We start from the raw sequence: 26,555 nt of genomic DNA, 5'->3' as shown, positions 1-26,555 counted from the left end.
CTTCTAGAACACAGGGAAAAATAATGCCTTTCACGAGCTCGTAGGAAATTACGAATTTGATGTGATATCGGGCGTCGCTGCCATCGTTCGCACTAAATGCAGTACGTACTTCGATGCGCTTTCGAGGTTCGGCACTCATTTCATTATCCAGGCCGCCCAATTGACAGGTTCGTAATTTTTCGGACCTCAGCTCCCCCCGAAGTCTCCCCTAAACTGGGGATTACTCTCGGACCGGTCCGAGCGATGTTGTCGGCCGGGTGACGCCGACATCGGTCGGGGGACCGCGCGAGTCTGCCGCGACGCGTCTAATGGACGGCCGGCGCAGAGCCGGTTTGCGTCCGCAAGAAGGTAGCGGCGTCACCCGAGGTTCGAAAGGGGTCGCCGCCCACATCGCGGCAGGCTCGCATGTTCCAGGGCTAGATATTTCGTCAGATCGCCAACGTTACCCCGCTGCCGATTTTGCCGTCGTGACTAGCCCTGGAACACAAAACCACGCCATCGGTCGACTTGCCGGCACCTCCGCGCAATGGCAGAGTGAGCGGCATGGGGATTACAAAAGCAAGAATTGCTGCCGTCGAAGGGGCCAGAAGCGCCACCGTGCAGGCGCTGTTCGAGCAAGCCGTTGGCCGCTGGCGCGCGGCGGGAGTTCAGGTCGTCGGCCTGATTGAGGAAACGCATGGTTTGCCAGACCGCACGTGCAATGCTGGCGTTCTCAGAGATATCGTCTCCGGCAAATCCCACTCGATCTATCTCGAAATTCCGCCGAGCGACACCTCATGCCACATCGATGCTGCGGGTGCCGATATCGCCTGCGCGACCGTGCTGAAGCAGATCGAGCTGTGCGACCTCGTGGTGTTGAGCAAGTTTGGAAAGCTCGAGGCTGCGTCGGGCGGACTTATCGGTGCGTTTCAAGCGGCGATTGCTGCAAGTAAACCAATTTTGACGTCCATCTCGGACAAGCACCTCGATGCGTGGCGCGCCTTTGCGCCGACGGCGCAGACCTTGCCGGCGAATTCCGCTGCATTGCAAGATTGGTGGAATGGGGCGCAACAGTCCTGAGCGAAGCGTCGGCTACCGCTAGCCTGCGGTAACTGCTTGGTCCGCCGGTCGTTTACATTAAGGCCCTCTTTAGACAGGTCATTCTCCGGCATATATTTGCTGGTGCGCTTCCTCATGGGCTCAAATCCAGGAAGGAAATGAAAATGGCTAAAGTCGTTTGTGTTCTCTATGACGATCCCGTTGACGGGTATCCAAAGTCCTATGCCCGGGACAGCATTCCGAATATTTCGAAATATCCCGATGGGCAGACCGCGCCCACGCCTCAGGCGATCGATTTCAAACCAGGTGAAATGCTCGGCAGCGTGTCGGGCGAATTGGGCCTGCGGAAATTCCTCGAAAAAGCCGGCCACACTCTCGTCGTTACGTCCGACAAGGACGGCAAGAATTCGAGACTCGATAAGGAGCTTGCCGACGCCGAGATTGTAATCTCGCAACCGTTCTGGCCGGCCTACATGACGGCGGAGCGCATCGCCAAGGCGCCGAAGCTCAAGATGATCGTGACCGCCGGCATCGGTTCGGATCATATAGACCTGCAGGCTGCGATGGATCGCGGCATCACTGTTGCCGAGGTTACATACAGCAACAGCAACAGCGTCGCCGAGCACGTCGTAATGGCGATACTGGCGCTCGTGCGCAACTACATCCCCTCATATAATTGGGTCATCAAGGGCGGCTGGAACATTGCCGACTGCGTAACGCGCTCGTACGATCTCGAAGGCATGCACGTCGGTACCGTGGCGGCTGGACGCATCGGACTGCGCGTGCTGAGGTTACTCAAGCCGCATGACGTCCATTTGCATTACCTGGATCGCTTTCGCTTGCCGCCTGAGGTCGAGAAAGAACTCAACCTCACGTATCACACGAGCCTCGAAAGCCTGACCAAGATTTGCGATGTGGTGACGCTCAATTGCCCGCTGCATCCCGAAACCGAGCACATGATCAACGACAAGTCGCTGAAGCACTTCAAGCGCGGCGCTTATCTCGTGAACACGGCGCGCGGCAAGCTTTGCGACCGCGATGCCATCGTCCGCGCTCTCGAAAGCGGCCAGCTTGCCGGATACGCCGGTGACGTCTGGTTCCCGCAGCCGGCCCCGCAGGACCACCCGTGGCGGACGATGCCGCATCACGGCATGACCCCGCATATTTCCGGTACGTCACTTTCGGCGCAGGCGCGTTATGCAGCCGGTACGCGCGAAATTCTCGAGTGCTACTTTGCCGGAAAACCGATCCGCGACGAATACCTGATTGTGCAGGGCGGCCAGCTCGCAGGCGCCGGCGCGCACTCCTACAGTGCGGGCAATGCGACCGGCGGTTCGGAAGAAGCCGCCAAATACAAGCGCTGATTTCGAGTGACGGCGAGCACCAACGAACTCGCCGTTTGTTCCTAGCAGCGGTTCTTATTCAGTACGACGCCGCTTAGTCAACCTTTGGCCAATTTGCTTATTGCTGCTTCCCATGGATCATCGCTGATGGCGTTAGCGCCGCTTTCCGCGTCGTCCAGTATTTTTCGCAGAGGCAGACGCATCGGGTAATTTTGGACCACCTCGGCGCGACCAGCAGCGGCAATTGCGTCTCGCTCCGATGGATTGGCTAGATAGTAATTCACCAGCCGCGCAATCTCTTCCGGATCGTCGGGGTTGTAATAGACCAAATGCTTGCCGTGCTCGAACGGCTCCATGTTGCGATAGGCCGAATGATGGTCGAGACGAGGCGTCAAAAGAAACGTTCCGCAGGCCATGACCTCGGTGACTTTGGTGACAAGCAACCGGGACAAGGCCGGAAGATTGACGAAAATCTTCGTCGAGCAATAGGCGTCGGCCAACAGGTCGAACGATGTGCGTACGTTGGGTGAGGAAACGGACTGCATGCGAACGAGTGGATAGCCGATCCTGCCGACGTACTCCGCGCGCTTCTGATACATCGTTCCAAGAAACGCCGCGTCATGAATGACTTCAACGAGCTTCGGACGGAAAATGCTGGTGTCCACGCCAAACGGCAGCCAATGTCCGCCGAATTCCTCGGCATCTTGAATTGCCGGGAAATAGTGAAAATCGGCCAAGCCGCGAACCGAATTGAAATCGAAATTTCGGTCGTCCCGGTGAAATGATTCCGCGTACCAAGCCGCCTTTTTTGCTCGCAGCGTGTTCCACACCGCACCATAGTGCTTGCGGATTTCGCCGGCGAACCATTCCGGCGCCCCCAAAACGATGAGGTCGGCATTTCGAAGGTGGGTAAGCGGAATTTGGGATAGGCGCGGGTTTCCGCCGTCGATGACGTTGCAACCCATCTCCCTCAGAACGCTTACGATGCCTTCAGCGCAGCACCAGGCAGAAGCGACGGTCGCGGTGTTGTGGAAGACGACAACATTTTGAACGCGCATGCCAGATCCTTTTCCAAGAAGAAATGCAGAGCATTACGGACGCCGACGTCGAACGGAGTCTTTGCGGAAAAGCCCAGTTGCTGTTGAAGCTTCGTGTCTCCGCCGCGAGCGAAAACGCCCTCGGGCATATCCGACGTTCCGCGCACGTCCAGACTGACGCCCAATGCGTCGGCGGCGATTTTTGCGAAGTCGATGAAACTGGTGAAGATGCCTGTCGAAAGATTGAGTCCCTTGCCGTCTTTCATCGCATCCATGGTCGCGAGTATGCCGGCGACGCAATCGTCGATATGGATGAAGTCCCGCATCTGACGGCCACTACCCCAGACCGTCATGGAAGGGTCGTTACGGCACTCGATCGCGCGCTTGCAAATGCTCGGGAACGGATAAGCATCGTCCTGGTCTTCGCCGTAACCTGAAAACGGGCGATAGACGGCAGACTCTATCCCATGCCGTTCATAAGCGAGGAGAGCCAAGTATTCGCCGGTGAGCTTTGCCCAGCCATACGTCAGATCCGGCATTCCGATATCCGAGTCGAACGAGATCATATCTTCCGTCAGAAGCTCGAAATGATCGGGCCTTTGGTGCTTGATCGGATAGGCGGCGCTCGACGACAGATAGACACACTTTTTGGGCCGCACCGCTTTCGCCCACTGCCAGAAAGCGGCATCGATCGACAAATCTTGTGCGACAGATAGCGGTTCTTTTTCAATCATCAGCCTTCCGCCTACTAAGGCGGCTAAATGGAAGGCGTAATCAAAATCGGTGTCGCGCACGCGCGCAAACCAAGACCGGCAGTCCTCGTGCGCGAAGTTAAAATTCGAGTAGTCTCGTGGATCGAAGAGCGGCCAACCTGCCGCCGGATCCTTGGCGCCGGTGTAGGGGGCGAGGCTGTCAACGGCGTGAACTTCGTAGCCTGCGTCCAGCAATGCTTTCACGAGGTGTCTGCCGGCGAATCCAGCGCCGCCCGTCACGAGTGCTTTACGCATGTGGAAGACATCCCCGATTTGAAGCCGTCGAGTGATCCAGGTTTCCGAGGAGGTCGATTTCGAGAGGCGCTGGTCCGGCGTGAGACCGATCTTCAAACCGCAACAAATTTGCAGTTCCGGCGCTCTGTCGCGAGGCTAACTCCCAAGCGTGCCTCGCTTCGGCATCGCTGCATTCGGTATTCGTTGTCACCCACCATCCCCCAATCGATGGTACGCGCACGACCTCATTTTCTTACGATAGAATCACTGAGTACCCGACACGGATGAACCGTGCGGCGCAGATTTTCAAGGGGGTTGCTTCGACGAAGACGAACATGTCATCGGGCGAGCTTGCACGGAAAACGTCGGCGTAGCGTCACATGAGGCCGTAGAAGTGCAAAACGACGGCGGTCTTTCGACGCCGTCGTTTCGAGTACTAGACGTGACGCGGCGTATCAGGGGCCACGCTGGTGCGTGGCCCTCCGTGGTTTGTGAAGCCGGTGGCAAACTCAGCTTGTTAACATTAGTAGCCACAAACCCAAACGTAATTGCCGTAACGCCACCGCCAGCACGAGCCGACGCCATAAGCCCACCACCGACCGCGCCAGAAACGCCGCCCGTGACCGTAGCGCCAGCCACGACCACGCCAGCCTACACCACGGCCTCGCCAGGCGCCTCCACGCCAGCCGACACCACGGCCGCGCCACGCACCACCACGGTGAAAGCCGCGCCCGCCGCCGCGAAAGCCGCGCCCGCCACCGCGGAAGCCGCCTCCCCGGCGAACATCGATCACGAGTGACGACGTATCAGCCGGCGAATGTATGCCGATCGGCCCTGCTGCCGTCGCGACGCCAGCCGAACCGCCGCCTATCAATAAGAAGCCGCCAATCGCGGCGGCGGCTATTGCAATTTTATTCATTATGATCCTCCAAAGTATATCACGGGGGACGGCATTCTAGCGCGTATTTCACCGAATTTTTCTGCTCGGCGAAAATTAAAGCCATAGGGTTACTTGGCCGGTTTGCATCGCGTCGACGCAAGTTCCTGAGTAAGAAGGAATCTTTCCCAATTGCCGAAAATACGACATATCGGCGAAAGCGATGGCAATCGCACTCGAGTGAGCTGCGAGGACTGCCTCAAGCGGCAACCGACGGCGAACTTTCCTTGCCGCTGCCGCGCGTCCAACGCGCTTTCAGCTTTTCCAGCAGAAGATAGATGACCGGCGTCGTGTAGAGCGTCAGCACCTGTGAGACTACCAAGCCGCCGATGATGGTGATGCCGAGCGGGCGGCGGATTTCCGATCCCGGCCCGATGGCGAATGCAAGCGGCACGGCGCCGAGCAAAGCAGCGAGCGTCGTCATCAGGATCGGGCGGAAGCGTTGCAAGCAGGCTTCGTAGATGGCGTCGGACGGCGACAGCCCGCGCTCGCGCTCGGCGCTCAAGGCAAAATCGACGAGCATGATGCCGTTCTTTTTAACGATGCCGATCAATAGGATGACACCGATCAACGCTATGACCGAAAGGTCCATGTCGGCACTCTTAAGTGCCAGCAATGCGCCGAGCCCGGCCGACGGCAGCGTCGAGATGATCGTCAGCGGATGCGCGAGGCTTTCGTAAAGTACGCCCAGGACGATGTAGATCGAGATCAGTGCCGCGATGATCAACAGGGTCTGCATCTGCGCCTGCTCGGCAAAGGCTTTGGCATCGCCTGCCGGGTCGCCGTGTATCGATTCAGGCATGTGCAGCTCGGCGAGCGCCCCTTCGATTCCCTTGAGGCTGGTATCCATGCTGACACCGGGCCGCAGATTGTAGTTGATCGTCACAGCGGGGAACGGTCCCTGGTGATTGACTTCGAGCGGCGCGACGCTCTTCGTCAGTGTCACCAGACTTGAGAGCGGCACGGTCTTGCCGTCAAGAGTCGGCACGTAGATTCGCGCAAGGTCGCTCGGGTCGCGCTGTAGCTTGGGATCAACTTCAATGATGATCCTGTATTGATTGCGGTCGCCGTAGATGGTCGAGAACTGGCGCTGTGAAAACGCATTCGCGAGCGCGTTGTCGATATCGCTGATCGAAACGTTGAGGCGCGATGCGGTGTCGCGATTGATATTGGCGTTGAGCTGAAGACCGCCGTCCTCGCGATCCGACGTCACGTCGACGACGCCTGGGACGGCACGAACGGCCGCCAAAGCCTTCGGTACCCAGTCGTAAATGTTATCGTCGTACGACCAGAGCGTATATTGAAATTCGGACTTACCTTCGCGCGCGCCAACGCGAATGTCGCGTGATGATACGAGGCGCGTGGCCAGGCCGGCGACTTTTCCGAGCGGCTTACGAAGGCGATCGATGACATTCGCCGTCGCGACATTACCGCGTTCGGCAAGGGGTTTCAGGCTGATGTACATCCGGCCTTGATTCAGAGAATTCTGCCCACCGCCAATGGACGAGCCGACGTCCGCGACGGCGGGGTCGCCCATGATGATGTCCAGTGCACGCGCCTGCAATGTGCTCATTTGCGAGAACGAGGTGTCGGCACTTGCTTCAGTCATCGCTATGATCAAACCGGTATCGTCATCCGGCAGGTAGCCTTTCGGAAGTACGCGGTAGAAGTGAACTGTCAGGACGATGGTCGCAATGAAGACCGCTAGCATGACAAACTGGAAGCGAAGCGCGATCCTGAGTGTGAAGGCATAAGCCCGCACGATCAGCCCAAGGGCGCCCTCGAAAAGGCGATCGGCCAGATATTTCCTCTCCCCGGCGCCACTTTTGATGAAATGCGCGCAGATCATCGGCGTCACTGTCAGCGAAACGATGGCTGAGATCACAATCGAGAACGTGAGAGTCATGGCAAATTCGTGCAACAGACGGCCGACGACCCCCGTCATGAACAGGACCGGGATGAAGGCTGCGATCAACGACACGGATATTGAAATCACCGTGAAGCCGATCTGGCGCGCTCCTTCGAGCGCCGCCTCTTTCGGCTTCATGCCGCGTTCCATGTTGCGGTAGACGTTTTCGATCATCACGATGGCGTCGTCGACAACGAAGCCGACGGCGACCGCAAACGACATCAGCGTCAGATTGTTTATCGAATATCCCGCGACCCACATCGCCGCGCATGTGCCGGCCAGCGATAGCGGCACAGTGATGCCGGCTGCAACCGTCGGCGTGCCGCGCCTCAAGAAGACGAAGACAACCGACATGACCAGCAGGATGGTCAACCCCAGAGTCCACTGCATGTCGTGAACGGAGGCCCGAATGGTTCCGGTGCGATCAGACAGGATCGAGATGTTGATGCCGGCGGGAATCCAATGCTTGAGCTGCGGCAGCAGAGCTTTGACCCCATCGACGGTATTGATGACGTTGGCCTCCGGCTTTTTCCTGATGATGAGCAGCACTGCCGGCTTCTTGTCGAAACGTGCCGACGAGAGACGATTGCGCGTGGCGAGAACAACTTTAGCGACGTCGCCGACGCGCACGATGTCGCCGTTCGGCAAGTTCTTGACGACAATGTTCTTGTAGTCTTCCGGGTCGGTCATTTGCAGATTGGATTGGAGAATGATCGTCTGTCGTGCCCCGTCGATAGATCCGATGGGCGAGAGATCGTTGGCAGCGGCGACAGCGACCCTGACGTCTTCGAAGCTGACGCCCATCTGGGCAACCAGCGCCGGATTGACCTGGATTCGGGTGGCAGGTTGGTCGGCGCCGCTGACCGTTACGTCCGCAACGCCATCGACCTGCGAGATTCGCTGACCAATCACAGTATCGGCAGCGTCGTAGATGTCGCTCGTCGTCATCGTGTCCGACGTCAAGGCAAGTATGAGTATCGGCGAACCCGACGGATTATATTTGCGATACGTTGGAACTTGCGGCAGGTCACCCGGGATGTCGGCCATCGCGGCGTTTAGGGCGGCCTGCACATCGCGGCCGGCACCATCGACGCTACGACCGAGGTCGAACTGAATGCTGATGAACGTCGAACCCAGCGAACTCGACGATGTCATTTCGGTCACGCCGGCTATCTCGCCGAGGCGGCGTTCAAGAGGCGCGGCGACGCTCGCGGCCATCGTCGCCGGGTCGGCGCCGGGACGCGAGACGCTGACGCGAATAGTGGGCAACTCGATCGTCGGCATGCTGGCGACGGGAAGGAAGACGTAGGCGACGGCACCTGCGAGAAAGAGGCCGGCAGCGAGTAGCGCCGTTCCGATTGGCCGCTCGATGAAGATGCGCGAGACGTTCATGACGCTACTCCGCAGCCTCTTCGAAGTCGCGGCGCGGCGGCGCGGCTTCGGCTGCATCAGTCGGAAGCGGCGCGGTGGCATCTATCGGCCGGCCGGTCAGACGGGCGCGCAGCCGTTCCATCGTCAGATAGATTACCGGCGTCGTGTAGAGCGTCAACAACTGACTGAGCAGAAGGCCACCGACGATCGTAATGCCGAGCGGGTTTCTGAGTTCCGAGCCGGTGCCGCTTTCAATTGCCAGCGGCAGCGCCCCGAAGAGGGCCGCGAGCGTCGTCATCATTATGGGCCGGAAGCGCAGGAGTGCCGCCTCCATGATCGAGTCTCTCGGCGAGAGCCCGCGCGTCCGCTCGGCGTCGAGCGCAAAGTCGATCATCATGATGGCGTTCTTCTTGACGATGCCCATCAGTAGAATGATGCCGATCAAAGCGACGAACGACAGGTCCTTGCCTGTCAGTTCGAGGGCGAGTGCCGCGCCGATGCCGGCGGAGGGCAACGTCGTCAAAATTGTGAACGGATGGATGAGGCTTTCGTAGAGGACGCCGAGCACGATATAGATCGTGATGATCGCCGCAAGGATGAGCCAAGGCTGGCCCTGCAGTGAGTTCGAAAATTCGGCGGCATCGCCGTAGAACGTGCCGATCACCGTCGCCGGCAGGTTGACCGTCTTGCGCGCTGCTTCGACTGCAGCAAGCGCGTCGCTGAGGGAAGCGTGGGGTGCAAGATTGAAGCTGATGGTGATGGCCGGGAACTGGTCTTGATGACTGATGGCCAGCGGGGCCGTCTCGAACTTCATCGTCGCGACCGAGGTCAAAAGAACCTGCGTGCCTGTCGTACTTGACGGAACGTATATCCGATTTAGCCGCGAGGGATCGCTGCGATATTCCCGCGCCGCTTCGAGCACGACACGATACTGGTTGGCCTGCGCGTAAATGGTCGAGACCTGGCGTTGGCCGAAGGCATTGCTCAGTGCGTCGTTGACGGCCTGCATCGTGACGCCGAGACGACCGGCGGTCACACGATCGACGGTGACATTGGCGATAAGCCCGCCTTCCACCTCTTCCGACGCGACATCGCTCAACGCCGGGGAAGCCCTTAGCGCGTCGGCCATGCGCTTCGACCACTCGGAGACCTCGGCAACGTCAGTACTCGCCAGTGTGTACTGGTAGCGCGCACGGCTCGTCTGCGTCGATATCTGCACATCCTGCACCGGCTGGAGATGCACGGTCGTACCGGCGACGGACGCGACCTCGCCTTTGAGCCGGTCGATGATTTGGAGGACGTTCGATTGCCGCTTGCTACGCGGCTTCAGCATGATCTTGAGGCTGCCGACGTTTTGCGTCGCGTTGAGCTGGCCGATGCCGACGATCGAGGCGACACCGGAGACATCTGCGTCGTGCGAGACGATTGCCGCCACCTCGCCTTGCAGACGGGTCATTTCGGCAAACGAGATCTGCGGTCCGCCTTCGATGACCGCCGTAATGGCGCCGGTGTCCTGATCCGGAAGGAAGCCCTTCGGCATGATGACGTAGAGCCAGATCGTGACGACGACCGTGACCAGGAAAACGAACAGCGTCGCCGGCTGATGGCGCAGCACGAATTCGAGCGAGCGCCCGTACCCACGGATGACCGAATCCATGAAGCGGCCGAAGAGCTGGCCGAGGCGGCCGCCGCCCCCATGTCCGTCGGCGTTGAGAAGCCGCGAGCACATCATCGGCGTCAGTGTCAGAGATACGACTGCCGAGACGACGACGGCAATCGTCAGCGTCAGTGCGAACTCGCGGAACATGCGGCCGACGAGGCCCGTCATGAACAGGAGCGGGATGAAAACCGCAATCAGCGACATCGTTAGTGATATCACCGTGAAGCCGATCTCGCGCGCGCCATCGAGGGCGGCCTTCATCGGCTTCTCGCCCTTTTCGAGATGTCGGACAATGTTCTCAATCATGACGATCGCATCGTCGACGACGAAGCCCGTGCCGATCGTCAGCGCCATCAGCGACAGGTTGTCGACGCTGAAGCCGCAGAAATACATGACGCCGAACGTGGCGATGAGCGAAACCGGCAGCGCGACGCCGGCGATGATCGTGGCCCTGAACGAGCGCAGGAAGAGCAGCACGACCATGACGACGAGGCCGACGCTCAAGACGAGCGTGAACTGTATGTCGTGTACGGAGGCGCGGATCGTTCCGGTGCGGTCGCTGACGATTTGCAGATTGACGCCTGCCGGCATGCTGCGTTCGACGCGGGGCAGCTCGGCCTTTATGCGGGCAACCGTGTCGATGACGTTGGCGCCGGGCTGCCTTTGAACGTCGACGATGACGGCGGCCTTGCCATTATACCAGCCGCCGACGCGCGTGTTCTCGAGGCCGTCCTTGACCGTCGCGACATCCTTCAGGCGTACAGGCGCACTGTTGCGATAGGCGACGATGACGTCTTCGTAGGCTTTCGCCTCGGCTATCTGATCGTTGGCGGCGATGGTGTAGGATTGCTTATCGCCGTCGAGCGAACCCTTGGGCCCAGCGACGTTGGCGGCGCTGATCGCGGCGCTGAGATCGGCCATGCTGAGGCCGTAGCTCGCCAGCCGAGAGACGTCGGCCTCAATGCGGACGGCAGGCTTGATACCGCCTTCGATCGAAACGTGACCGACGCCAGAAACGGAACTCAGGCGCTGCGCTAGCAACGTGTCGGCAAGATCGGAAAGGGAGCGCAACGACTGCGTGTCGGAAGTCAGCGCCAGCGTTACGATGGCGGTGTCGGCCGGATTGACCTTCGAGTACGTCGGGGGATAGGGGAGGTTGCGTGGCAGCGTCGATCCGGCGGCGTTGATCGCAGCCTGGACGTCTTGCGCCGCGGCATCGATATCGCGGTCGAGATTGAACTGCAGCGTGATGCGGCTGAGGCCGAACGAACTCGTCGAAGACATCGAGGCCAGCGACTGGATCTGGCCGAACTGCCGTTCGAGGGAAGCGGTAACGAGCGTCGACATCGTTTCGGGGCTGGCGCCCGGAAGCTCGGTCGTGACTTCGACCGTCGGAAAATCAACTTGCGGCAGAGACGAGATCGGCAACGCGAAATAGCCGAGGATACCGCCAAGGATCGTTGCAAGTGCGAGGAGTGATGTCGCGATCGGGCGCTCGATAAAAGGTCGCGAAACGCTCATGGCGATGCGCCGTTCTCCCGGCGCCGATGATGGTGGCGGCCGTCAGCGTTTGTATCGCCCGCCTTGGCGTCGTCGAACGGTTTACTCGCGTCGGAATTTGAGCCTGTCACGAGCGGAGGCGCCATCGGTATTTCCGAAGCCTGCTTATTCTGCGTTGATGCATCCGCCGATTTGCGGTTGCCCGGCTGTTTTGCCGGCGCGTTCGAGTCGCCGTCCGGTGGGGTCGCTGTATGCCCGCCGCTGATGGTGACCGTCGCGCCGTCCTTCAGGCGGCCGAAGCCGCTCGTCACGAGCTTCTCCCCCGCTGTTACGCCTTTGGCGATGACGGCCTGCTTCTCGTCCTGACGTGCGATCGTGATGGCGCGCATCACGACGGTGTTGTCGGAGCCGACGACATAGACGTAAGCGCCGTCGGGGCCGCGCTGGATAGCTTCCGTCGGCGCCACGACAACATTTTTCAGCGTGTCGACCAGGAGCCGCACGTTGACGAACTGGCCCGGCCAAAGCTGACGCTTGTCGTTCGGGAATTCTGCCTTGAGGCGTATCGTACCGGTCTGCTGGTCGACCTGGTTGTCGATCACCTTCAGCATGCCGGCATCAAGTTCCGTCTGACTGTCGGTCGAGAGGGCTTGGGCGGTCAGCTTTCCGGCGGCGATGGATTTGGCCAATGTCGGCAGCTGCTGCTGCGGCAACGTGAAGAGCACTGAAATCGGCTGGATCTCGGTGATGACGACGATGCCACCGGCGTCGCCCGCATGCACGAGGTTGCCTTCGTCAACGAGGCGAATACCGGTTCTTCCGCTGAACGGTGCGACGATCGTCGTGTATCCGAGGATCGCGGTCGCATTTTCGATGGCCGCGATATCCGACTTGATCTGCGCCTCCTGCTGCAGGATGAGGGCTTTCTGGGTATCGATCTGCTGCTGCGAGACGGCGAGCGTGCCGACCTTTTCGAAGCGTTCGAGGTCGCGCTTCGTATTCGCGAGAAGCGCTTCATCGAGCGCCTTCTTGGCCGCTGCCTGGTCGAGCTGCGCCTTATAGGTAACAGGATCGATCTCCGCGAGCACGTCACCTTTCTTGACGTCCTGTCCCTCTTTGAAATTGACGCTGAGCAAACGGCCGTCGACCTGGGCGCGCACGAGGGCGGTGTTCAGCGCTTTTACCGAGCCGACACCCTCGAGGTAGACGGGTACGTCCGAGATCTCGGCATTCTTGACCATGACCGCGACCGGGCCGCCGCCGCCATTTCTGCCATGATGGCGGCTCTCAGCTTTCTCCGGTTGAGCATCTTGGGTAGCGAAGTACACGCCACCCGCGATTCCTCCGACAACAAGGATCGTAAAGATCGCCCGCAATAACCTCATTGCCATTTAATTCCACGCTGGAGAGTGATCTGCAGGGTGTCTTTGCAACCTTTGCAAAGTTTTCCGCAGTCGAGAGCCCGCGGGACCCCAGTTGAGGGAACGCCGCGTCGAGCAGAATCCGTTGCCCCATAAGCGTCGAGCGGATTTGCACCTGCGCCCTGGCCGCCGACTGGAGATGCCGGCCATTATGCGCAAGCCAATATAGCCGATTGTGGTTTGCTGAAGGAAAATCGCTCGATGGGCCAGGTGATTTGCAGGTTCCGAGAACAACTCCAGTGCTTTACGGCGCGGCGAGTTGTGGGGGCGGCGGGCATGGGCCATTGGGAGAATTTCACCTGCAACAGCCGGTGCGGCTTGGCAAATGAGACGTGGTGCGTCGGATCTCGAGACCGGCTTTCGGCTTTTGATTTTCGTTCAATTTGCTCAGTGTAAGTATCACGATCGTTAACTCCTTAACGATAGGCTGCAGGCCGCACATTGCCGAGGCAGCATGGCGAATTTCCCAAGTTATTTCAGACAAGCAAAGTGGGCGCACGTTCACCGCGACCAGCTCGCGAGTCTTGCCCGCGCGACTCCCGCTGCCATGGTCGGCTACGCCGTCAACACGGCCATAGCGATTTTTGAGTTTCACGGGGTCATTCCCGACGCGCAGCTCTTTGCTTGGGCGGCGTGCTCGTTTGGATTGTCCGCCTACGTTGGTGTCCGGGCGGCTCGCATCCGGCCGACAGCGTTCGACGCCGCCAAAGGGTCGCCGGTCCGCAGCGCGCGAAAAGCCCTGTTGTTCGGCGTGCTGCTGGCTCTGCCGTGGACCGTTCTTGCAACGGAGTGGGTTGGGAGTGTCGAGAGCAGCAGCGAGGTTGTCCTCATCGCGCTGTGCGTCGGCATGGCGGCCAGCGGCAGCGTTCTCTTGGCGCCGGTTCCAGCCGCGGCAGCGGCCTATGCGGCGACCATTCTCCTACCTCTCGTTTTCAAATGCCTGATCGTACTCGGGGCCGATTACGTGGCGCTCGGTGCGCTGGCGATCAGCTTCCTTGCCTTCCTGCTGGCGCTCATCGTCACCAATGCACGCATGTTCATCGAACGGTTGCGGGCGGTCAATCAATTGAAAAACTCCTTCGACGCATTGAGCGAAGCGCGCGAGGAGACCGAGCGGATGGCAATGACCGACGGCCTGACGGGCGTCGCCAATCGCCGGGCGTTCATAACGCTCCTGAACGTCTTGGACGGCGGCTATTCGCAATCATCGTGTTACAGCGTCTTTTACCTCGATCTCGATCGGTTCAAAGCGGTCAACGATGGGCTCGGACATGCGATCGGCGATTCCGTGCTTTCGGCGGCGGCGCGGCGCATTCAGAATTCGGTACGCCAGGAAGATCTTGTCGCCCGGCTTGGCGGCGATGAATTCGCAATCATCGCGCAGGACCTTTGCGACCGGCCCGCAGCAGGCGCGCTCGCCCAACGCCTGGTGACGGCACTCGCCGAGCCATTCCAGATCGACGGTCAGCAAATCCGCATCGGGGCGAGCGTCGGCGTCGCGATTTCGTCGGAATCCGATGCCGGCAGCGATCAGCTTTTGAAACAGGCCGACTTAGCCATGTACGCGGCGAAGGATGCTGGACGCGGCGGATACTGCGTCTTCGAAGCCGACATGCTGCGACTAGCCGAGGAAAGGCGGACGATCGAGGCCGGACTCAACTCGGCAATAGCCAACGGTGAATTCGAACTCTACTACCAGCCCATTCGCAGACTCACGTCGCAGGCGATCACAGGATTTGAATGTCTGATAAGATGGCGTCACCCGTCGAAGGGACTGCTGCCGCCGGCGCAGTTTCTCAGCGTTGCCGACGATATGGGTATCGCGGACGAGATCGGCGGCTGGGTAATCTCCGAGGCTTGCAGGCAAGCCGCCAGGTGGCCGTCGGATCTAGTAATCGGCATCAATCTTTCGCCGCTGCAGATCGCGTCGGGTGATGTCGTCGGTCACATCGAACACGCGCTCCGGACGACGGGCCTACCGGCTCGCCGCCTCGAACTCGAGATAACAGAGACGAGTTTGCTGCAAAGCAATCCGGAAACGATCGATTCCCTTCGGCGTCTCAAGGATATGGGAATCTCGATTGCAATGGATGACTTCGGAACCGGGTATTCCTCGCTGAGCTACCTCGTGAGTTTCCCGTTCAATCGCATCAAGATCGATCGGCTCTTCATCAGCCAGCTCAACCGCTCGCGGCAAAGCGATCTCGTGGTGCGTTCGATCGCGCAGTTGGCCAAGAACTTGAACTGCTCGGTCGTCGCAGAGGGTATCGAAACCCCCGAGCAGCTCCAACGCCTGCGATCGCTCAACATTTCGCATGGTCAGGGCTTCCTGCTTGGAAAGCCGCTTTCGGCGGTGGAAACGACAGAGTTGCTTGCCGTGCGCGAGTCAACTGACCTCGCACAAAGCGCCTGACCGGTTCGCCCGGCGGAACTCTCGTGGTTTCAGATCAGCCCGTTGCTTTCGGGACAAACTTCAACGCTACGCCATTCATGCAATAGCGCAGGCCCGTCGGCTTCGGTCCGTCTTCGAAGACATGGCCGAGATGTCCGCCGCAACGCCGGCAGTGAACTTCGGTGCGGGTCATGAGGTAGGTGTTGTCGGACGACGTGCCGACGGCATTGTCCAACGGTTTCCAGAAGCTCGGCCAGCCGGTGCCGCTGTGGAATTTTGTTTCCGATGAATAGAGCGGCAGCGCGCAGCCTGCACACTCGTACGTGCCGGGCGCGTAATTGGCATCAAGCGGCGATGAGCCGGCGCGTTCGGTGCCGTGTTTGCGCAGAACCTCGAACTGCTCGGGTGTCAGCGTCTTTCTCCACTCTTCATCGGTTTTCGTCACTTCAAACTTCTGTCTCGTTCCTTCCGCCATGCCCGGAGTTATCGTGCGAGAGAGGCCCTTGAACGTTGCGAGCCCTCCCGCGAGTGCAATGCCGAGCTTTGAAAAGTCGCGCCGGGAATACATCGGTTCTCACCTCGACTGGCTGTCTTGAATATTACCGCTTTGGCTTCGTCGCTGCGGACGAGGACGTTGCAGGAGATACGAGCGATCCGCCGGTTCCGTTTCGTGCCGCCTCAAAGAAATTCATGACAACTCCGCAATCTCGAGCCGCTTTTCGACGACGATTTCCGTGGGGCTTAGCCGGCACCGGTAACAGAGCATCTCTACGCCCGCTGCTGCCGCAGCGCGATAAGCCATTGCGTAAGTGGGATCGATGTCGCCTGCGAGCTTGAAGCGGTTCGCATCGCCGCGCTGGACGAGAAACGTCATCACGGCTCGGTGACCTTCGGCGACCATCGCGGAAAGCTCGCGAAGGTGCTTGACGCCGCGTTCGGTTTTGCTGTCCGGAAATTCGGCAAGTCCGGCAACGCGCATCAGGTGCACGTTCTTGACTTCGACGTAGCAGAGACGCGGATCCGCCCCGCCCTCGAGCAAGAGATCAATGCGGCTCGCTTCGCCATATCTCACTTCGCGGCGCAGCGACGTATAGCCCTGAAGTTCGGGCATGATCCCGGCTCCGACGGCTTCCGCGACAAGAGCGTTCGGGTGCCCCGTATTTATGCCGACGAGTTCGGGACCCGTGCCGAGGTCGGCCTCGACCATTTCCCAGGTGTGGCGATACTTGCGGGTCGCGCGATCGCTTTCCGAAAGCCACACCGTCGATCCGGGCGTCGTCAGGCCTAGCATGGAGCCGGTATTCGGGCAGGTTGCGGTGACGACTACGCCGCCGGCGATCGTGACGTCGGCAAGAAAGCGCTTGTAGCGGTGGATGAGTTTGCCGGGGATGAGTGGAGAGGGGAATTTCATGGCCCTCGCCATATCGCCGATGTACAGGGCGGGGCAAGTGTTTCCGAGCTTGGGCGGGCGGTGCTATGACGACGAAGGAACTGCCACTGACGGAGCCAGGCGTTGGGCGAAGGGCGGATAGTGACGGCGGCGTTGCTGGTCATCGGCGACGAAATTCTGTCCGGGCGCACGAAAGACCGCAACACCGGCACGATCGCCGAACACCTGACGGACATCGGCATACGGCTGAAGGAAGTCCGGGTCGTTGCCGATGACGAAGGCGAGATTGTCGCGGCGGTCAACGCGCTGCGGTCCCGCTACGATTATGTTTTCACGACCGGCGGCATCGGTCCGACCCACGACGATATCACCGCCGACAGTATCGCGAAGGCCTTCGGCGTTGCGATCGGCGTCGATCCGCGGGCGGAAAAGCTGCTTTCCGAACACTACGCCCGGCGCCAGGTCGAGTTGACACCGGCGCGCCTGCGCATGGCGCGAATCCCGGATGGCGCGTTATTGATCCCGAACGCGATTTCTGGTGCACCGGGCTTTCGAATTGCCAACGTCATCGTCATGGCCGGTGTGCCGGACATCATGCGCGCGATGCTTGAGGCGGTCACACCGGAGCTTGATACCGGCGTCAAGCTGCTGTCCGTCACGATCCGCGTCGAACGGCCCGAGAGCGAGATCGCGGATGTTTTCTTGGCGCACCAGCGGCGTTATCGCGATGTGGCCATGGGAAGCTATCCATCAATCCGGAACGGCCATTTCGAGTCCGAGCTTGTCCTGCGCGGCTCCGATCCCGCGCGACTTGCCGAAGCGGCCGAGACATTGAAAGCCGCGCTGAAGCTCTAGCTAGAGAGCATCGTGCCGTCGGCTTGGTCTCACTGCAGGGAAGCGCGTTCGCTCTCGTCCTGATCGGATAGCGGAGCGCGTGCGTCGGCCGGATCTTCCTCAACGAATAGTTCGTATTGAATGTCGAGAGCGTCGAGGAATGCCGCCGCCATGTCGAGCAGCGGTCCGAGTGCAATGCGTTTGGCGACAAGGAAATTATCGTCGATCGTCAGATCGGCCGCGGTTCTGACTGTCGCCGCGTCGGGCGCGATCAGGCCACGGCTGCGCACGTAGGACGTGATGTCGTCGCCTGTATCGAAGTCTTCGCCGCGCGCGTCGCCGCATTCTTCGACGGCATCGAGCAAGATGGACGTTCCCGAAACAAACAGATTGGCGACCGCACGAAATCGATCGTCGACCTCGGCGAGACCTCGGGCATGGTCGCGGGCCTTCAGGATGCGGGCGATCAAAATCAATTCGAAGCCGCGGACGTCCTCGGCGATTTTGCGCTGCCTGACGGCGAAATCGGCCGGATCGGCCGGCGTTTCAGCGAGGCTGCGCCAGTCGTGGCCGCGGGCCACCAGATCTTCGCCGGCGGCCAATGCCCCGTCGAGATGATCGGCAAGCATGTAAACCGACAAAGGCGCGCAAACCGCGTGCTGAAACATATGAACCCCGCAACCAAATCAATCGCTTGAAGAATGCGCAGGGTGAACTGATTCGCGTTCCGGCAGCCAGCCCGTTGCGCTGCCGGCATAGGCTCGTGTGGAGACATTGGGATAACGTGTGGATTGAGCATTAGCGGTCAACGCCACAATGGTTCGGCTTATGGCGTCGACGAGATGGGAATGCGTGAGCGGCGCCTTGGCACCCCGACGATCCGCGTTGCGGCCTTCGTCGTTGCGAGCCTCTTACTGCGTTCGGTCCTGACGCCGATCCGGCGCGCGGCGGGCTTTTCGTTCGCTTTGCGGACCGTCATCCGTGACCGTCCCTGATCCGCGATAGCTGGCTTCGACTTACGTGCCGATTTTGAAGCGACGGAGATTTTGCGCGTATCAGACTTCTTAATGCGCAAAGCGAAGCTCGGTGTTTTTCCGCCGACCTTGCGGGGCCGAGGCATCACGCTCCGCTGTTTGGTGATAGTGGGCAACGCTTCATGGCGAGGCGGACTTTCGCTCTGCGTGATGGGCGCGGGCGCAAACATTGTGCGCGCGTCCGATAGCGGCTCATTAAACTGCGGCCGGGGTTGAGCAGGGGTCGGCTGTTCGGTCGGAGCCGCACGTGTCACGGCTCCCGGCGGCAGAGTGGCCTTCACGTCCGGGTGAACTTGAGAAGCTTGAGCACGCGCCGCGAGTGCCGTCGCTGCTGGCGCTCCAAGTCTCGGCGATAACGTTGCCGACACGTTTGCAGTGGCCGGCTCGCGAACGGCGGCTGCAGATTCGGCGCGTTCCGGCGCAGCGACGACAATCGGCGAGGCCGGCGTCACAGGAGAAACTTGAGCCATCGGAGCACGAGACGCGACGACGTCGGCGGGCGGCGGCGCACTCATCGGAATCGCTGGCGGTTTGTCCGGTGCTGCTTCTTCTGTTGCTTGTCGCGGGGTGCGGATCCGCTGGCGGTTTATCCACGCGCCAAAGCGATAAAGAATGCCGACGGCGATGACGAACAGCAGAGCCCAGGCAAGAACTTCCGGCTTCATGGGCTATCTCCCTCAGAGGATGCAACCGGAGAGCCAGAGTCGTGGAAACGCGCCCGCGCGTCAATCGGACGGATGCACGATTATTGGGCGCCAGTGGTGATCATTGGTGAGGCAATCGTGGCAAGCGTCGATGTCATTGTTTGAGATCTTGCCGCCGATGCGAGGCGGAACGTTGCCGTACGCGCAAACAAGAAATCCTTCTGAGCATTTGAATTCTTCTTCTTTTTCTTTCTGCGAATGGCCGCGTAGCGTTCTCGATGCGCGCCTGGGCAGTGGGCGCGCTCAGCTTGGGGAAAGAGAAAAAATGAAGATCGGTTTATCGGTTTTGCTCGGGACCTTCGTTCTGGGCGCAGGTTTCGCGCAGACCGCTGCGCAGGCCGTTACGCTTCCGTCGAAGCCGCACGCGGAGCGCGTCGTAAGGCACGTCAATCTCCCGCACGAAAAGACCAGTCATCCGCGGAAAGTTCATAAAGCACACAAGCACGCGCACAAGCATGTGCACAAGCAAGTGCATTGGTATAAGCATCCCAAAAAGCACTAGGTGGGGGCGCGCAGCCTGAGCCCGCTCCTCGCTCGGGCTGCGCGAGCCTAGTCGTGGCGTTTTCGCGTTCTGCGCGACGAATATCGTGTCAGGGGGCGGGTGAGGGTGGTCTAGAATCCAAAGTATTTGTTGATTATAGCGGAGAGAGTTTTGGCAATCTCAAATACTGCTGCCAATCCCTGTGCCCTATCTTCGATGCCCTTCATGATCGACTTGATAACGGACCTCTTTCCGGGTCCGACGACTTGTTCCCCAAGCGCCTGCACCAGATCAAGAAGTTCTTTTTTTTGATCGGCATTGATCTTAGCGGTGTCAAGGATCGCTTGCGTGAGACTTTGAAGTTGGTTGCCAACGGCCTCAACGTCGGTCCCTTTCGCAATCGTGATAACAGCATCGATCTTTGCTAGCGAAAAATCGCCAGCATTCAGCATTCCTACATTTGAGTTATTGATCGTGATGTTGTTCAGCACAGCACGTCCCTTGATTGCTTTCGCTATTTCTCCCACCGGGATCCTGCCGCTGGGCAACATAAAGCCCGTCGCTGCATCCATTTCGTCGGCCGCCATGTTCATCATTGCAGCGTTCTGAATGAATTGTCGGTCGAGTATGGACTGCATTTTATCGGCGCATGCTAAGCATAGGGGCGGTCCATTTTCGCCCATGTTATACAGTGCCGGCCGATCGCATTGATGGCATCGCAAGAAAACGGACTTTCTGTCTGGTTGAAGTAGCACGGCCGAAATTTTTCCGAGCCGTGCTACTGAATGCCGTCAGTTACAAATTACGAACACCCGCTCGTGCTTCCGCAGGTGTCGCACTTTAGGCAGGTGCCGTTGCGGACCATCGTGAAGTTCTGGCATTCGGAGCAGGCGACGCCGACGTAGCCGCGTAGCTTGGCTTCCGATGTGCGCTGCCGGAAAAGTTCCGACTTGTTCATCACCGGCGCCGGAGTGGGAACGGCGTTCGTGCGCATCTCGACCGGATGCTCGGCGACTGCGAGTGCGTTGGCGCCGTGGGTGAGCGTTGAATCGACGTAGCGGGCGCTGACGTCAAAATTCGCCGCGCTGTCGGTTGCGGCCGCGCCGAGCGACGAAGCACGCTGCGGCGTCGTTGTGCGGCTTGCGAGCCTGACGATCGGGTTGCCGCGCACGAGGCCCTTCGACACCATTTTCGACACGCTTTCGGGCAGATCGAGCGCCAGCTGCTCGTCGGTCGTGTCGTCGCTCGATCCAAGGCCCGTGCCGCCGACGATCTCGCGCGGATCGACGTGGGCGAGATCGTGCCGGCCGAGATACGAAACGGCAAGCTCGCGGAAGATGTAGTCGAGGATCGACGTCGCGTTCTTGATCGTCTCGTTACCCTGCACGAGGCCGGCCGGTTCGAAGCGCGTGAACGTGAAGGCTTCAACGTATTCTTCGAGCGGCACGCCGTACTGCAGGCCGAGCGAGATCGCGATCGCGAAGTTGTTCATCAGAGAGCGGAACGCGGCGCCCTCCTTGTGCATGTCGATGAAGATTTCGCCTAAGCCGCCGTCGTCGTATTCGCCGGTGCGGAGATAGACTTTGTGGCCGCCGACCGATGCCTTCTGCGTGTAGCCTTTGCGCCGGCCCGGAAGCTTGGCGCGGTCGTGCGCCTTCTCTTTGACGTAGACGATGCGTTCGACGATCTTTTCGACGATGCGTTCGGTGACCGCCGCGGTGCGCGCCGCCATCGGCTGGCTCATCAAGGTTTCGACGGCATCGGCTGAGTCTTCCTCATCGTCGCCGAGCACCTGGCTGTTCAGCGGCTGCGATAGCTTCGAGCCGTCGCGATAGAGCGCATTGGCCTTGAGCGCCAGCTTCCACGACAACATGTAGGACTGTTTGCAGTCCTCGACCGTCGCGTCGTTCGGCATGTTGATCGTTTTCGAGATGGCGCCCGAGATGAACGGCTGCGAGGCCGCCATCATGCGGATGTGGCTCTCGACGGAGAGATAGCGCTTGCCTTTGCGTCCGCACGGGTTGGCGCAATCGAAGACGGGCAGGTGCTCGGGCTTCAGATGCGGCGCGCCTTCGAGCGTCATGGCTCCGCAGACGTGCTCGTTGGCGGCTTCGATGTCGGCTTTCGTGAACCCAAGGTGGGTGAGAACGTCGAACGTCGGATCGTTGAGCTTCTCAGCCGGTACGCCGAGCGTTTCGGTGAGGAACGCATCTCCGAGCGTCCAGCGGTTGAACACGAACTTGATGTCGAACGCAGCGCCCAGGCCCTGCTCGATCTTGGCGAGCGCCGCATCGGTGAAGCCGCGTGCTTTCAGCGTCGCGGTATTGATCGCGGGCGCCTGAGCAAGCGAGGCGTGGCCGACGGCGTAGGCTTCGATCTCGGCAAGCGCGCTTTCTCGGTAGCCGAGCGTGCGCAAGGCCTCCGGCACCGACTGGTTGATGATTTTGAAGTAGCCGCCGCCGGAGAGCTTCTTGAATTTGACGAGCGCGAAATCGGGCTCGATGCCGGTCGTGTCGCAATCCATCACGAGGCCGATGGTGCCGGTCGGCGCGACGACGGTCGCCTGGGCATTGCGATAGCCATGCTCCTGACCGAGTTCGAGGGCGCGATCCCAGGCGCGTCTCGCCGCGTCGCCAAGGCGAGCGTCTTTGAGGGAGGCGTGGTCCAGCGGCACCGGTGCAACGGCGAGCTTTTCATAAAGCTCTGCCTCGCCGTGCGCGGCGCGCCGATGGTTGCGCATGACGCGCAGCATGTCGTTGGCGTTCGGCTCGTAACCCGGGAACGGCCCGAGTTCGGCGGCCATCTCGGCGCTCGTCGCGTAGGAAACGCCGGTCATGATCGCTGAAATGGCGCCGCAGATAGCGCGGCCTTCAGCCGAGTCATAAGGTGTGCCTGCCGACATCAGCAAACCGCCGATGTTGGCGAAGCCGAGACCGAGCGTCCGGTAGCGATAGCTGAGTTCGGCGATCTGCCGTGACGGGAATTGCGCCATCAATACCGAAATTTCGAGCACGATCGTCCAGAGCCGGCAGCCATGTTCATAAGCTTCGACGTCGAACGATTTGTCGTCGCGGCGGAAGCGCAGCAAGTTGAGCGACGCGAGGTTGCACGCCGTATCGTCGAGGAACATGTATTCCGAACACGGGTTCGAGGCGCGGATAGGGCCCGATTGCGGGCAGGTGTGCCAATCGTTGATCGTCGTGTGGAACTGGATGCCGGGATCGGCGGAAGCCCAGGCGGCGAAACCGATCTGCTCCCAGAGGTCGCGGGCTTTCAGCGTTTTGGTGATCTTGTTTCCGAGGCGGGCGCGGAGATTCCAATCCTTGTCATCGGCGACGGCGTTCAGGAATTCATCCGTCACGCGCACCGAGTTGTTGGAATTCTGTCCGGCGACCGTCAGGTAGGCTTCGCTGTCCCAGTCGGTATCGTAGGTGTCGAACGCCATCTCCTTGTAGCCCTGCTTGGCGAATTGGATGACGCGCAGGATGTAGTTCTGTGGAACGCCGTCGCGCTTGGCTTCGCGGATCGCGAGCTTCAACTTGGGATTCTTCAGCGGATCGAAACAGGCTTCGCCTTCCGCCTCGCAGTTGACGCACGCCTTCATCACGGCCAGCAGCCGCTTCTGGCAGATCTTCGAGCCCGTCACGAGGGCGGCGACTTTCTGCTCTTCGCGCACCTTCCAGGTGATGTATTCCTCGATATCCGGATGGTCGACGTCGACGACGACCATTTTGGCGGCGCGCCGCGTCGTGCCGCCCGACTTGATGGCGCCGGCCGCGCGGTCACCGATTTTGAGGAAACTCATCAGCCCCGACGAGCGCCCGCCGCCGGATAGCTTTTCATTGGCGCCGCGCAGGGACGAGAAATTCGAGCCGGTGCCCGAGCCGTATTTGAAGAGGCGGGCTTCGCGAACCCAGAGGTCCATGATGCCGCCGTCGCCGACGAGGTCATCGGCGACCGATTGAATGAAGCAGGCGTGCGGCTGCGGGTGCTCATAGGCCGACGTCGACTGCGTCAGCTTGCCGGTTTCGAAGTCGACGTAGAGGTGACCCTGTCCGGGGCCGTCGATGCCGTAAGCCCAGTGCAATCCGGTGTTGAACCACTGCGGTGAGTTCGGCGCCGCCATTTGGTTGGCGAGCATGTAGCGAAGCTCGTCGAAGAACGTCTGCGCGTCCTCTTCGGTGGTGAAGTAGCCACCCTTCCAGCCCCAGTACGTCCACGTGCCGGCCAAGCGATCGAAAACCTGGCGTGCGTCGGATTCACCGCCGTAGCGCTCATTTTCAGGGAGTGCGGCGAGCGCTGCTTCGTCGGGGACGGAGCGCCACAGCCATGAGGGAATTTGTGTCTCTTCAATTCTTTTCAGACGCTGCGCGACGCCGGCCTTGCGGAAGTATTTCTGCGCCAGGATATCAGCTGCAACCTGGCTGAACTGCTCGGGAACATCGAAGCCATTGAGACGGAAAACGATCGAGCCATCGGGGTTTTTGATCTCGGACGTCGCGCGCCGGAACGGGATGGAGGCATAAGGAGAGAGTCCGGCTTTAGTGAAACGCCTCGTGATCTTCATGGTAACCCCCGAATTGCGGGGCGGACGTAAGCAGAACGAGGTCGTACGCCGTATGTTTGTTGTCATCACCGCATCGACGGGTCCTATTCTCCCGACGTCGCGGCTGGTGTTGAAGGCGAACTCAGACACACTTTAAACTTGCGCTTGAGAGCGCATTTTCCCCGCGCCAGCTGCGACGGCAGCTGGCGTTGATGATTTCGAAAACGCGGAGATGTTCGCGCGCGAACGGATGCGCCGTTGGCACCGTTGAACCAGCTTCGGCGTGTCGCGACAGGGCGGCGGCCGAGGCTTTACAACGCTGCGCCGATCTTAGTCGCCCTTCTCCCTCAAGGCTGACGGTCGATCGCCGCAACGAGGGAGAAGCTAGGATGATTCGAGCGAGTCGTCATCGGTTTCTGGATATATATTGTGGTAGCAGAGACAACCGGCACAACATCTAGTGGTGTGGACAACCCAGTCGTCTTAGCGGACCTAAGCCTGATCCGGCTGCATTTTATTCGGTCATGTCGGAAAGGCGAGGTGTGGACAGGAGCGGAATTCTGCGTTTCGAGCGTTTCCTGGAAGAGAGCTTAGTGCGATTCCGCCTCATGGCTGTTGCATCGCTGCATCGGGTCACGCGGTCTGGACATCGCGGGTGCGGTGCAGCTAAGTCGGGGCGTGCCGAACGGCCAGAAAGGACCCGTCGAAATGGGTTTGTTTAGCGAGATTTTTAGCTGGTGGGGTGGCAACACCTGGGGCACGCGACTTTACACATGGCGCAAGGGCCGTCTGGTCGGTGAAGACGAGTTCGGCAATCGCTATTATGTGCAGAACCGGGGCGTTGGGCCGTTGGGTGTTCCGGCGCGCTGGGTGACATATGCCAATCTTTCCGAGGCGAGCCAGATACCGCCCGAGTGGCATGGCTGGATGCATCATACTGTCGATACGCCGCCGACGAGCGAGCGCTACCGGCCAAAACCCTGGCAGCTCGGCCATCAGATGAACCTTACCGGCACACCGCGCGCCTACCGGCCGAAAGGGTCGATCCTCGGCAACGAAAAGCGTGCGAAGTCGACGAGCGATTACAAGCCCTGGCGACCCCAGTGATTTCGGCCTGATCGGAAAATCGCCGGGTTTCGGCGTCAGATAACTGACTCCGAGCCTCGTTTGAACGCCAGCCTGTGGAATCTCGATTGAAGCTGTCTCTATTTTTTCAAGGCGCGCGTGTGAGCCGGCTCTTTTTTTCCGCCGTGATCTTCACGAGCCTGCCGCTGCCGGCATTTGCGGACAGAATAGAGAACCAGGTCGCGGTCTTTTCGGCACTCGACAAGGTCACGGCGCGTATTTCGACATTCGAAGTCGAACTCGGCAAGACGGCAAAGTTCGGCGCGCTCAAGATCACGCCGCGCGTTTGCTATTCGCGGCCGCCTACCGAGGAGCCGAAGACGACGACGTTCGTCGAGGTCGATGAAAATCAGGTCGACGGATCGGAGAAGCGGGTTTTCACAGGCTGGATGTTCGCCGAAAGCCCGGGGATCTACGGCCTCGAGCACCCGACTTACGACGTCTGGCTGAAGTCGTGCGAGAAGCCGCAGCGGACAACGGCCGAGCAAGCTCCGAGTGCCGGCGAACCTCCGCAGGCCGGGGCGGCGGATGCGACGGCCGCGTCGCCTGCTGGTGCCGACGACAGCGCAGGTCTTCCGCCAGAAATGCGCCGCCGCGTTAGACGTTAGCCGGCGGCATCTGCCCACTCAACGCTCGACTACTCATGGAATGAGCCGGTCGTCTCGCGATGTCTGGAAGAGTTCGAAGAATGCGGCGTCTGTCGATTGATAATCGGTAAAGCCGAGACGGCGGCTTTTCGACATGTCGGTCACCACCTCGATCGGACGGCCAAGGTCCGCGTCCGTGTGCCAGGGCGATGCAAGGCGGTTCAAATCGCTTTCCTTGAGATGCCGGCGCTTGGCGATGT

Annotated in this window: 19 protein-coding genes and 1 pseudogene; 8 read left to right on the top strand and 12 right to left on the bottom strand. The window is 60.2% G+C overall.

Features of this window, described 5'->3' with window-relative positions; translation table 11 throughout:
• Positions 1-543: 543 nt before the first annotated feature.
• A complete protein-coding gene (locus tag VN623_RS09685; RefSeq protein ID WP_325570514.1) occupies positions 544-1,059 on the top strand; it encodes a DUF2478 domain-containing protein in 516 nt (171 codons plus the stop codon).
• A gap of 143 nt (positions 1,060-1,202) precedes the next feature.
• Positions 1,203-2,402: an NAD-dependent formate dehydrogenase gene (locus VN623_RS09680; RefSeq protein ID WP_325570512.1), complete on the top strand. Its 1,200-nt coding sequence runs from the start codon at positions 1,203-1,205 to the stop codon at positions 2,400-2,402.
• Between the two features lie 77 nt (positions 2,403-2,479).
• On the opposite strand, the gene VN623_RS09675 is transcribed toward VN623_RS09680, so the two are convergent.
• From VN623_RS09675 to VN623_RS09650, 6 genes are all read right to left on the bottom strand, one after another.
• Positions 2,480-3,439: a glycosyltransferase family protein gene (locus tag VN623_RS09675; RefSeq protein WP_325570510.1), complete on the bottom strand. Its 960-nt coding sequence runs from the start codon at positions 3,437-3,439 to the stop codon at positions 2,480-2,482.
• Positions 3,361-4,425 (bottom strand): NAD(P)-dependent oxidoreductase, encoded by a 1,065-nt coding sequence (locus VN623_RS09670; protein WP_325570508.1) that lies wholly within the window; start codon positions 4,423-4,425, stop codon positions 3,361-3,363. The genes VN623_RS09675 and VN623_RS09670 overlap by 79 nt, the downstream gene beginning before the upstream one ends.
• A 502-nt stretch (positions 4,426-4,927) precedes the next feature.
• Positions 4,928-5,323 carry a hypothetical protein gene (locus VN623_RS09665; RefSeq protein ID WP_325570506.1) on the bottom strand — a complete coding sequence of 132 codons (396 nt, stop codon included), beginning with the start codon at positions 5,321-5,323 and terminating at the stop codon, positions 4,928-4,930.
• A gap of 217 nt (positions 5,324-5,540) precedes the next feature.
• Positions 5,541-8,642 carry an efflux RND transporter permease subunit gene (locus tag VN623_RS09660; protein WP_325570504.1) on the bottom strand — a complete coding sequence of 1,034 codons (3,102 nt, stop codon included), beginning with the start codon at positions 8,640-8,642 and terminating at the stop codon, positions 5,541-5,543.
• A 4-nt stretch (positions 8,643-8,646) separates the two neighbouring features.
• Positions 8,647-11,802: an efflux RND transporter permease subunit gene (locus VN623_RS09655; RefSeq protein WP_325570502.1), complete on the bottom strand. Its 3,156-nt coding sequence runs from the start codon at positions 11,800-11,802 to the stop codon at positions 8,647-8,649.
• Entirely contained in the window at positions 11,799-13,172 is a 1,374-nt protein-coding gene (locus VN623_RS09650; RefSeq protein WP_325570500.1) for an efflux RND transporter periplasmic adaptor subunit, read from the bottom strand. Before VN623_RS09650 ends, VN623_RS09655 begins: the two co-directional genes overlap by 4 nt.
• A gap of 484 nt (positions 13,173-13,656) precedes the next feature.
• Between VN623_RS09650 and VN623_RS09645 the strand changes: the two genes are divergently transcribed.
• On the top strand, positions 13,657-15,615 hold the full coding sequence (locus VN623_RS09645) for a putative bifunctional diguanylate cyclase/phosphodiesterase (protein ID WP_325570498.1): 1,959 nt from the start codon (positions 13,657-13,659) through the stop codon (positions 15,613-15,615).
• A 34-nt stretch (positions 15,616-15,649) separates the two neighbouring features.
• On the opposite strand, the gene msrB is transcribed toward VN623_RS09645, so the two are convergent.
• The gene (msrB, locus tag VN623_RS09640; RefSeq protein ID WP_325570496.1) at positions 15,650-16,162 is read right to left on the bottom strand and encodes a peptide-methionine (R)-S-oxide reductase MsrB; all 513 of its coding nucleotides are present in this window, start codon (positions 16,160-16,162) and stop codon (positions 15,650-15,652) included.
• A gap of 120 nt (positions 16,163-16,282) precedes the next feature.
• Entirely contained in the window at positions 16,283-17,005 is a 723-nt protein-coding gene (gene sfsA, locus VN623_RS09635) for a DNA/RNA nuclease SfsA (protein ID WP_325570494.1), read from the bottom strand.
• 102 nt (positions 17,006-17,107) lie between these two features.
• On the opposite strand from sfsA, the gene VN623_RS09630 reads away from it, so the two are divergent.
• The gene (locus VN623_RS09630; protein ID WP_325570492.1) at positions 17,108-17,839 is read left to right on the top strand and encodes a competence/damage-inducible protein A; all 732 of its coding nucleotides are present in this window, start codon (positions 17,108-17,110) and stop codon (positions 17,837-17,839) included.
• A 29-nt stretch (positions 17,840-17,868) separates the two neighbouring features.
• Here VN623_RS09630 and VN623_RS09625 read toward each other — a convergent pair whose 3' ends face one another.
• Positions 17,869-18,486, bottom strand: a complete 618-nt coding sequence (locus VN623_RS09625; protein WP_325570490.1) for a hypothetical protein — start codon at positions 18,484-18,486, stop codon at positions 17,869-17,871.
• A gap of 123 nt (positions 18,487-18,609) precedes the next feature.
• Between VN623_RS09625 and VN623_RS09620 the strand changes: the two genes are divergently transcribed.
• Together VN623_RS09620 and VN623_RS09615 are read left to right on the top strand one after the other, a co-directional pair.
• Positions 18,610-18,813: a hypothetical protein gene (locus tag VN623_RS09620; RefSeq protein WP_325570488.1), complete on the top strand. Its 204-nt coding sequence runs from the start codon at positions 18,610-18,612 to the stop codon at positions 18,811-18,813.
• Positions 18,814-19,821: 1,008 nt separating this feature from the next.
• Positions 19,822-20,058, top strand: coding sequence for a hypothetical protein (locus VN623_RS09615; RefSeq protein WP_325570486.1), 237 nt, complete (start codon positions 19,822-19,824; stop codon positions 20,056-20,058).
• 110 nt (positions 20,059-20,168) lie between these two features.
• On the opposite strand, the gene VN623_RS09610 is transcribed toward VN623_RS09615, so the two are convergent.
• Complete coding sequence (locus VN623_RS09610; RefSeq protein WP_325570484.1) at positions 20,169-20,675, bottom strand: hypothetical protein; 507 nt, start codon at positions 20,673-20,675, stop codon at positions 20,169-20,171.
• A 164-nt stretch (positions 20,676-20,839) separates the two neighbouring features.
• Entirely contained in the window at positions 20,840-24,604 is a 3,765-nt protein-coding gene (locus VN623_RS09605) for a vitamin B12-dependent ribonucleotide reductase (RefSeq protein WP_325570482.1), read from the bottom strand.
• Between the two features lie 687 nt (positions 24,605-25,291).
• Between VN623_RS09605 and VN623_RS09600 the strand changes: the two genes are divergently transcribed.
• Positions 25,292-25,690 carry an NADH:ubiquinone oxidoreductase subunit NDUFA12 gene (locus VN623_RS09600; protein WP_325570480.1) on the top strand — a complete coding sequence of 133 codons (399 nt, stop codon included), beginning with the start codon at positions 25,292-25,294 and terminating at the stop codon, positions 25,688-25,690.
• A 119-nt stretch (positions 25,691-25,809) separates the two neighbouring features.
• Positions 25,810-26,316 (top strand): DUF2155 domain-containing protein, encoded by a 507-nt coding sequence (locus VN623_RS09595; RefSeq protein ID WP_325570478.1) that lies wholly within the window; start codon positions 25,810-25,812, stop codon positions 26,314-26,316.
• A 33-nt stretch (positions 26,317-26,349) separates the two neighbouring features.
• Here VN623_RS09595 and VN623_RS09590 read toward each other — a convergent pair.
• Positions 26,350-26,555, bottom strand: a pseudogene (locus VN623_RS09590) (NAD-dependent dehydratase); the annotation flags it as partial.

Source organism: Hyphomicrobium sp. (genome assembly GCF_035572195.1).
Classification (GTDB): Bacteria; Pseudomonadota; Alphaproteobacteria; order Rhizobiales; family Hyphomicrobiaceae; genus Hyphomicrobium_B.
Note: the sequence above shows the minus strand (reverse complement) of the source record. Positions and strands in the feature narration are given on the sequence as shown.